The organism is Vulcanococcus sp. DEBay_Sum22DG08_74, from assembly GCF_017852955.1.
GTDB lineage: Bacteria > Cyanobacteriota > Cyanobacteriia > PCC-6307 > Cyanobiaceae > Vulcanococcus.
On sequence record NZ_JAFMKL010000106.1, the window covers coordinates 1 to 5,510 of the forward strand.

Below are 5,510 nucleotides of genomic sequence, written 5' to 3' on the forward strand. Positions count from 1 at the left end.
GGCTTCAACACCACGACCTATGTCGCCGATGTCGAGCGGGACGGACTCGCCAAGGACAGCCGCTCCTGGACCGTCGGGCTCCAGTGGACCAATGCCTTCGTGCAAGGCAACAGCGCCGGCATGGCGGTGGGACAGGCCACCTATGCCACCAGCCTCTATGGGGACCTGGGCGCCAACGACGCCAACTACGTCTGGGAATGGTGGTACGCCTTCCAGGTCAGCGACAACCTGGCGGTGACGCCGGCGCTCTTCTACCTGAGCCGGCCGCAGGGGGCCAATACCCCGGGCGGCGAGAGCTTCAACCAACTTGGGGCCCTCATCAAAACCACCTTCCGCTTCTGAGCCCTAGGCGATCAGTTGCAGCAGCCCCATCTGGCCGCCGGCCAGGAGCTGATGCCGCGCGTGGCTGAAGCCCGCCTCGATGGCCAAACGCTCCTGCTGGGGGCCGGTGGGGAAGCGCGCCAGGCTGTCCTCCAGGTAGGCGTACTGGGCCTCCAGGCCAGCGCGTTTCGCCAGGGGAACCACCAACTGGCGCAGATACACGCGCTGGAACTGGGCCGTCAGTCCCTGGGGATTCAGGGCGCGGTTGAAATCCAGCACCGCAGCGCGACCACCGGGACGGAGCAAGCGCCGCAGTTCCTGGAGACCAGCGGCGGGGTCCGCCAGATTGCGCAGGCCGTAGGCCATCACAGCACCGTCAGCCCAGGCGTCGGACAGCTCGGTGGCCTGGGCATCGGCCAGGCGAAACTCCAGGGGTAGCCAGGGGCAACGGGAGGCCCGGCGCCGGGCCTGCTCCAGGGGCGCCGCCGCCGCATCCAACCCAAGGACCAAGCCCGCCGGGCGCACCTTCTCGGCGAGCAGCAGCGCGAGATCCCCCGTCCCGCAGCAGAGGTCCAGCAAGCGCTGCCCCGGGGCTGGCTGCAGCCAAGCCACGGCCTGACGCTTCCAGAGGCGATGGAGCCCCAGGCTCAACAGGTCATTCAGCCGGTCGTATTCCGGGGCGATCCGGTCGAACAGCTCGCGCACCGCCTCGGGATTGCCAGGCGGGATGGCAGCGAAGGGCTCAGGGCTCGGCGGCATCCCAAGGCAGCGAGATCGAGTCGAGACTGACACCCGCCGCCATCAACTCGGACTGATTCGTTTCAAGGGCCGAGAGATAGCCCTGGGCCTCCAGACGCTCAGCACTGGTGAAGGTCATGACCATCACCGTCGCCAGACCAATGGCAGCTGAACAGACCATGCAGCCCGCCAACATCAAGGAGAATTCCTTGCGATCACTGGCGGCCTGCATGAGCTGCAGGGCCCAGGCCACCATCACGATCACCACGAGCACGATGGCTCCGGCCAGCACTGGGGAATGGCTCTGATCGAGGGCCAGCACTGGTGCGAGGGTGAAAGCTGAGTGGATTGTAACGGCGGGTTAAGCGGCGCGCGACCCGGCCTCCAGCGGCCGAATGTTCAGGCCCCGGCCGAGCAGGTCGGTCTTGATCTGCTCCACCGTCAGCACCCCGTCATGCAGCAGAGACGCCAACAGGGCGGCTGAGGCATGGCCACCGGCTGGTGAGGTATCGAGGGCCTGGGCGATGTGGTCGATGCAGCCGGCGCCGCCGCTGGCAATCACCGGCACATCCACGGCATCGGAGACCGCCCGGGTGAGGTTCAGCTCGTAGCCCGCCTGGGTGCCATCCCCATCCATCGAGGTCAACAGAATCTCCCCGGCGCCCAGCTCCACCACGCGGCGCGCCCAGGCGACCGCATCGAGCCCCGTGTTCTCGCGGCCACCTTTGACATAGACGTCCCAGCCGTCCTCACGGCGACGGGCGTCGATCGCCACAACGATGCACTGGCAGCCAAAGCGTTCAGCCCCACGGGCCACCAGCTCGGGGTCCCGCACGGCCGAGGAATTGAGGCTGACCTTGTCGGCCCCGGCCCGCAGCAGTTCGGTGATGCCCTCCACAGAGCTGATGCCTCCACCCACGGTGAAGGGGATCGTCACCGCCTCGGCAGTGCGCCGCACCAGATCCACCAGGGTGGCCCGCCCCTGGTGGCTGGCGGCGATGTCGAGAAAGACCAACTCATCGGCCCCGGAGGCGCTGTAGCGGCAGGCCAGCTCGACGGGATCACCGGCATCGCGCAGGCCAACAAAGTTCACCCCCTTCACCACCCGACCGTCGGCCACATCCAGGCAGGGAATGATCCGTTTGGCGACCATGGGGGCAAGGCTTGCAGCGGGTTAGCCTGGCGCCACTTTTTCGTCGCGCCGGACATGTCCCAGGCTGCCATCACCGTCGGCTCGAAGGTGCGGGTCACCCGGGTGCGCGATCGCATCCCCGCCGACCTGGTTTCCGCCCTGCAGAGCGATGCCACCGGCACCGTCAAGGACTTCAAGGTGACCGATGGCAAGGGCATCGGCGTGGTGGTTGAGCTGAGCAACGGCACCACCACCTGGTTCTTCGACGACGAAATCACCGCCGCCTGAAGCCCCCTTTCGTGAGCGAATCCCCCAACCCCACCGCCGCCACTGGTGGCGGTGCCCGGCAACTGCTGGGCATGAAAGGTGCCAGCGGCACCACCAACATCTGGAAGATCCGGCTTCAGCTGATGAAGCCGGTCACCTGGATTCCTTTGATCTGGGGGGTTCTCTGCGGAGCCGCGGCCTCAGGCAACTTCCACTGGAGCATCTCTGAGGTCGGTGCCTCGATCGCCTGCATGGTGATGAGCGGCCCGCTGCTGGCTGGGTTCACCCAGACCATCAACGACTACTACGACCGCGAGATCGACGCGATCAACGAGCCCTACCGGCCGATTCCCTCCGGAGCGATCCCCCTCTGGCAGGTCAAGGCGCAGATCTGGGTGCTGCTGCTGGCCGGCCTCGGCGTGGCCTACGGCCTCGATCGTTGGGCCAACCACGACACCCCCGTGCTCTTCCTCCTGGCTCTGGGGGGCTCGTTTGTCAGTTACATCTATTCGGCTCCCCCGCTGAAGCTCAAGCAGAACGGCTGGCTGGGGAACTACGCCCTGGGCGCGAGCTATATCGCCCTGCCCTGGTGGGCCGGCCAGGCCCTCTTTGGTCACCTGACCTGGACCACGGCGTTCTTGACCCTGGCCTACTCCCTGGCGGGCTTGGGCATTGCCGTGGTGAACGACTTCAAGAGCGTCGAGGGAGATCGAGCCCTTGGTCTGCAATCGCTACCCGTGGCCTTTGGCATCGAGAGGGCCAGCTGGATCAGCGCCGGAATGATCGACGTCTTTCAGCTGGCGATGGTGGCGGTGTTGATTGCCATCGGCCAACATTTCGCTGCTGTTCTGCTGGTGCTCTTGATCGTTCCTCAGATCACCTTCCAGGACATCTGGCTGCTGCGCGATCCGGTGGCCTTTGACGTGAAGTATCAAGCCAGCGCCCAGCCCTTCCTGGTGCTCGGCATGCTCGTCACCGCTCTGGCCATCGGCCACAGCGACCTGGTGGTGATGTGAAGCAGCGGCGCCGGCGGCAGCTGATCTCAGCCGGTCTCGTCGGAGCCGGTGCCGGCCTGGCGGTGGGGCTCACCCAGGCCGTCGTCACCCGCAGCGTCGACAGCCTGCTGCCGAATGTGCGTGGCGTCAGCAGCTACAACCGCCCTGGCACCTTGACCCTGCTGGCCAGCGATGGCCAGGTGATTCAAAAGCTCGGTCCGGCGACCCGCGAGAAGCTCGTCACCGGCCAGATGCCCCTGCTGGTGCAGCGGGCCTTCATCGCCGCTGAGGACCGCCGCTTCTACCAACACGACGGCATCGATCCAATCGGCATCAGCCGGGCGATGGTGCGCAACATCTCCAGCGGCTCGGTCGAAGAGGGTGCGAGCACCATCACCCAGCAGCTGGCGCGCACGGTCTTCCTCAGCCAAGACCGCACGATCATTCGCAAGCTCAAGGAAGCGCTGCTGGCCGGCAAGCTCGAGCGCCAGCTGAGCAAGGAGCAGATCCTTCAGCAGTACCTCAACTACGTCTATCTGGGCGCCGGGGCCTACGGGGTCTCGGATGCCGCCTGGATCTACTTCTCCAAAACGCCCTCCGAGCTGAACCTGCCTGAGGCGGCCCTGATTGCCGGACTACCGCCGGCCCCCTCGATCTATTCACCGCTGGTCAATCCCGACCTGGCCCTGCAGCGCCGGGCGATCGTGCTGCGCCGCATGCGCGAGGCCGGCTTCATCGATGACCTGCAGCTCGAGAGCGCCAACAGCTCCCCCCTGTTGCTGAAGCCGGCGGAGCCGAAGTACTTCACCAGCCGCGCCCCCTACTTCACCAGCTGGGTCGCCCAGGAACTGCCCAACGTGCTCTCCAAGGAGCAACTCGAGGTGGGTGGCCTGACCATTCGCACCAGCTTGAACATCGACTGGCAGGAGAAGGCCCAAAGCACGATTAACCGCCACGCCCCCGGGGCGATGGAAGGGGCGGTTGTCTCGATGGAACCGGGGACCGGCTTGGTTCGCTCGATGGTGGGCGGCAAGGACTTCAACGCCAGCCAGTTCAACCGGGCCTCCCAAGCACTGCGCTCCCCCGGCTCGACGTTCAAGCTCTTCGTCTACCTAACGGCCCTGAAAGAGGGCATGAAGCCTGAGGACAAGATCACCGACCGCCAGGTTTGCTACGGCGGCTACTGCCCGAAAAACTTCAAGAACAAGTACTACGGGACCGTGCCGCTCTGGGTGGCACTGCAGAACTCGCTCAACACCGTCTCGGTCAGCCTGCTCAAGCAGGTGGGCTTCGACAAGGTGATCGCCACGGCCAACAGCCTGGGAATCACCAAGGAGCTGGGCCGCTTCTACCCGTTGGGGGTGGGCGCAACCGAGCAGACGATCCTGGACATGACGGCCGCCTATGCCGGCATCTTCAACCGCGGCGTCTACATCAAGCCGACGCCCTTTGAGGAGATCCTGGGCCCGGGCGGTGAACTGCTCTGGAGCCGACGCGTCAACGGTGATCCCGGAAAGCGAGTGGTCCCAAGCGACATCGCCGACGCGATGCTGTGGATGCTGCAGAAGGTCGTCAGCGGCGGCACGGGCTATGGCGCGGTCCCCCCGGGCCGGCCGGCCGCCGGCAAGACGGGCACCTCAGAAGGGGGCCGGGACCTCTGGTTCATCGGCGGCGTTCCCCAACTCGTCACCGGCCTCTGGCTGGGCTACGACAACAACAAAGAGACCAAGAGCACCAGTTCCCGCGCTGTGGTGGCCTGGTCGGAATACATGGCCCCGATCCTCAAGGAGCTGCCGGTGGAGCAGTTCCCGCCCAAGCCGGTGCTCAAGGGCAAGTTCAATCCACTGAAGGCCCTCACCAAAAACCTCAAGCTGGTCAAGCCGGACGAGGAGGAGACTCCCGTGGAGGAGACGACGGAGGAAACCACGGCACCGACCACACCCAGCCAACCCAGCGTGAGCGCACCGGCTCCAGCACGGCCGGCCAAGCGCCAGGACCCCTGCGGAAGCATGCAGACCAACCCCCGCTACGTCGACTGCCGCTTTGATCTGCTGGAT

General features: G+C 65.9%; 7 protein-coding genes. 4 read left to right on the top strand and 3 right to left on the bottom strand.

Features of this window, described 5'->3' with window-relative positions; all coding sequences use genetic code 11:
* A partial coding sequence (locus QZ184_RS09730) for a carbohydrate porin (protein WP_296419354.1) occupies positions 1 to 342 on the top strand: 342 nt, incomplete at its 5' end.
* A 3-nt stretch (positions 343 to 345) separates the two neighbouring features.
* Here QZ184_RS09730 and ubiE read toward each other — a convergent pair.
* Genes ubiE through hisF form a run of 3 tightly spaced genes read right to left on the bottom strand, consistent with a single transcriptional unit; the run spans position 346 to position 2,212 of the window.
* The gene (gene ubiE, locus QZ184_RS09735) at positions 346 to 1,080 is read right to left on the bottom strand and encodes a bifunctional demethylmenaquinone methyltransferase/2-methoxy-6-polyprenyl-1,4-benzoquinol methylase UbiE (protein WP_296419356.1); all 735 of its coding nucleotides are present in this window, start codon (positions 1,078 to 1,080) and stop codon (positions 346 to 348) included.
* Positions 1,064 to 1,381, bottom strand: a complete 318-nt coding sequence (locus tag QZ184_RS09740; RefSeq protein ID WP_296416728.1) for a hypothetical protein — start codon at positions 1,379 to 1,381, stop codon at positions 1,064 to 1,066. Before QZ184_RS09740 ends, ubiE begins: the two co-directional genes overlap by 17 nt.
* 39 nt (positions 1,382 to 1,420) lie before the next feature.
* Positions 1,421 to 2,212: an imidazole glycerol phosphate synthase subunit HisF gene (gene hisF / locus QZ184_RS09745; protein WP_296419358.1), complete on the bottom strand. Its 792-nt coding sequence runs from the start codon at positions 2,210 to 2,212 to the stop codon at positions 1,421 to 1,423.
* Between the two features lie 54 nt (positions 2,213 to 2,266).
* On the opposite strand from hisF, the gene QZ184_RS09750 reads away from it, so the two are divergent.
* From QZ184_RS09750 to QZ184_RS09760, 3 genes are all read left to right on the top strand, one after another.
* Complete coding sequence (locus QZ184_RS09750; RefSeq protein WP_010312876.1) at positions 2,267 to 2,479, top strand: cytochrome b6f subunit family protein; 213 nt, start codon at positions 2,267 to 2,269, stop codon at positions 2,477 to 2,479.
* Between the two features lie 71 nt (positions 2,480 to 2,550).
* Complete coding sequence (chlG, locus tag QZ184_RS09755; protein ID WP_247479764.1) at positions 2,551 to 3,474, top strand: chlorophyll synthase ChlG; 924 nt, start codon at positions 2,551 to 2,553, stop codon at positions 3,472 to 3,474.
* On the top strand, positions 3,471 to 5,510 hold a 2,040-nt coding region (locus tag QZ184_RS09760; RefSeq protein ID WP_296419360.1), incomplete at its 3' end, for a PBP1A family penicillin-binding protein. The genes chlG and QZ184_RS09760, both read left to right, overlap by 4 nt.

What these genes read in the sequence shown, in the direction of transcription:
- QZ184_RS09750 (WP_010312876.1), top strand. Translation starts at nt 2,267, where the DNA reads ATGTCCCAGGCTGCCATCACCGTCGGCTCGAAGGTGCGGGTCACCCGG.
- chlG (WP_247479764.1), top strand. Translation starts at nt 2,551, where the DNA reads ATGAAAGGTGCCAGCGGCACCACCAACATCTGGAAGATCCGGCTTCAG.
- hisF (WP_296419358.1), bottom strand. Translation starts at nt 2,212, where the DNA reads ATGGTCGCCAAACGGATCATTCCCTGCCTGGATGTGGCCGACGGTCGG.
- ubiE (WP_296419356.1), bottom strand. Translation starts at nt 1,080, where the DNA reads ATGCCGCCGAGCCCTGAGCCCTTCGCTGCCATCCCGCCTGGCAATCCC.